General features: G+C 56.1%; 1 protein-coding gene. It reads right to left on the bottom strand.

The window, feature by feature from the left end:
* Positions 1 to 19 precede the first annotated feature (19 nt).
* A complete protein-coding gene (gene merA, locus BM036_RS19645) occupies positions 20 to 1372 on the bottom strand; it encodes a mercury(II) reductase (RefSeq protein WP_425434120.1) in 1353 nt (450 codons plus the stop codon).
* Between the last annotated feature and the right edge of the window lie 88 nt (positions 1373 to 1460).

Below are 1460 nucleotides of genomic sequence, written 5' to 3'. Positions count from 1 at the left end.
TTGACCAGAGCCGGAGCGATTAACCGGCACAGCAGGACAACTGCTTTACATCCTTGGTGAACGTTTGCGCACAGAGCTTGAGTCCTTCAACCATGGTCAGATAAGGGAACAAGTCATCGCCGATTTCCTGAACAGTTAAACCTGCTCGTAACGCCATCACTGCCGTTTGGATAATTTCACCACCTTCCGCTGCGACAACCTGCACCCCGAGCAAACGACCTGACGTGCGCTCTGCCACCATTTTAATAAAGCCTTGGGTGTCAAAATTGACTAGCGCACGCGGCACGTTTGCCAAGTCGAGCAGTCGGGTGTCCACGCTATAACCCCTTGCAACTGCTTCGGCTTCAGTGAGGCCAACGGTGGCAACTTGGGGATCGGTAAACATGACCCCGGGCATGGCACTGAGGTCGAGTTTGGCCTCGCCTCCCGTCATGTTGATGGCGGCTCGGCTGCCTCCGGCAGCGGCGACATAGACAAACTGCGGTTGGTTGGTGCAGTCTCCGGCAGCGTATATTCCGGGGGTCGTGGTTTGCAGATGCTCATCCACCTGAATTGCGTCGCGTGAGGTTTCCACGCCAATGCTAGCCAGGTTCAGGGCCTCGGTATTGGGCGTTCGACCGGTCGCCACCAGTAGTTGGTCGGCTCGCAAGGTGCCGGCAGGCGTCTCGACGATAAACTCGTTGTCGCTGTAGTCCACGTTGCTAGGCGTGGTCTGGCGAAGCACCTCAATCCCTTCCCGTTGAAAAGCCGCCTCTATGGCCTCTCCGATCGTAGGATCTTCGCTGGACAACACACGGCTCCGGGCTAAAACGGTAACCTTGCTGCCGAGTCTGGCGAATGCCTGAGCCAATTCCAAGGCAACGAAACCGGCACCAATCACGATCAGCCGTTTGGGAACGGTATCCAGCGCCAAGGCACTGGTTGATGTCAGGTAAGGAGTGTCTGCCAGCCCCGTTATTGGCGGCTCTGCCGGTCTGGCTCCGGTTCCAATAAAGGCGCGATCAAAATGAACCGGTTTTTTACCACCCTCAGCCAGCGTGACTACCAGGCTATTGGTATCGACAAACCGAGCCTCACCGTTCAGGACTGTGATGTCCTTGTGTTCTCGAAGTATCTTTTCGTACTTGGTGTCACGCAGCTCCTCCACTCGTGCCTGCTGTTGCTGAAGCAGTTTTGCTCGGTCTACCTGAGGAGCCTCAGCACTGATGCCCGCGTCAAAAGGGCTTTCTTTTCGAAGATGCGCGACATGTGCTGCACGAATCATAATCTTCGATGGCACGCAGCCAACATTTACGCAGGTGCCACCGACAGTCCCACGTTCAATCAGGGTGACGCGGGCACCGCGTTCAGTCGCCTTCAGGGCAGCCGCCATGGCGGCACCACCACTTCCGATTACCGCAATATGCAGTTTGTTGTCATTTTTCACTGGGGAAACTCCTTGGAGCTTTGGAATTGCTCTC

Source organism: Marinobacter segnicrescens (assembly GCF_900111555.1).
GTDB lineage: Bacteria > Pseudomonadota > Gammaproteobacteria > Pseudomonadales > Oleiphilaceae > Marinobacter > Marinobacter segnicrescens.
Note: the sequence above shows the minus strand (reverse complement) of the source record. Positions and strands in the feature narration are given on the sequence as shown.